The organism is Ruegeria sp. AK11 (assembly GCF_056541095.1).
On the sequence record NZ_JBQFXU010000040.1, the window covers coordinates 1 to 1,272 of the forward strand.

The window sequence follows — 1,272 nt, forward strand, 5'->3', positions numbered from 1 at the left end:
TTACAGGTTCGGGTATATGGGGAAGCGGTTGCAGAGGTCTGCGACCTGGGCGCGGACGCGGGCTTCGACTTCGGCGTTGCCGTCTTCGCCGTTGGCGGCCAGGCCGTCGACCACTTCGATGATCCAGTCGGCGATCTGGCGGAACTCGGCCTCGCCAAAGCCGCGGGTGGTGCCGGCGGGGCTGCCAAGGCGGATGCCCGACGTGATGGTCGGCTTTTCCGGGTCAAACGGCACGCCGTTCTTGTTGCAGGTGATATGCGCCCGGCCCAGGGCCTTTTCGGTGGCGTTGCCCTTGACGCCCTTGGGGCGCAGGTCGACCAGCACCACATGGGTGTCGGTGCCGTGGGTCACGGTGTCGAGCCCGCCCTTGATCAACTGATCGCTGAGCGCCTGCGCATTGGTCACGACCTGCTGGATATAGCTTTTGAACTCGGGGCGCAGCGCCTCGCCAAAGGCCACGGCCTTGGCCGCGATCACATGCATCAGCGGGCCGCCCTGAATGCCGGGGAAGATCGCCGAATTCACTTTCTTAGCGATATCTTCATCATTGGTCAGGATCATGCCCCCACGTGGGCCGCGCAGGGTCTTGTGTGTGGTGGTGGTCGCCACATGCGCGTAGGGGAACGGGCTGGGGTGCTCGCCCGCCGCAACCAGACCGGCGAAATGCGCCATGTCCACGTGCAGATAGGCGCCGACCATGTCGGCGATCTGACGCATGCGGGCAAAATCGATCTGACGCGGGATGGCCGAACCGCCCGCGATGATCAGCTTGGGGTTATGCTCTTTCGCCAGCGCCTCGACCTGATCATAGTCCAGCATGTTGTCCTGCTGGCGCACGCCGTATTGCACGGCGTTGAACCACTTGCCCGACTGGTTGGGCCGCGCGCCGTGGGTCAGGTGGCCACCGGCATCCAGGCTCATGCCCAGAATGGTGTCGCCGGGCTGGATCAGCGCCTGGAACACGCCCTGGTTGGCCTGGCTGCCCGAGTTCGGCTGCACATTGGCAAAGCCACAGCCAAACAGCTGCCTGGCGCGGTCGATGGCCAGATTCTCGGCGATATCAACAAACTCGCAGCCTCCGTAATAGCGCCGGCCCGGGTAACCTTCGGCATATTTGTTGGTCATCACCGAACCCTGCGCCTCCATCACGGCGGCAGAGACGATGTTCTCGGACGCAATCAGCTCGATCTCGTCGCGCTGACGACCCAGCTCAGACCGGATCGAGCCAAAAAGCTCAGGATCGCGGTCCGACAAGGACTGGGTGAAAAATCC

1 protein-coding gene is annotated in these 1,272 nt (G+C 63.6%); it reads right to left on the reverse strand.

Annotated elements, in window-relative coordinates; genetic code table 11:
- Window positions 1-1,272: serine hydroxymethyltransferase (gene glyA / locus ACR0D9_RS20605; RefSeq protein WP_480484971.1), on the reverse strand; the 1,272-nt coding region annotated here is incomplete at its 5' end.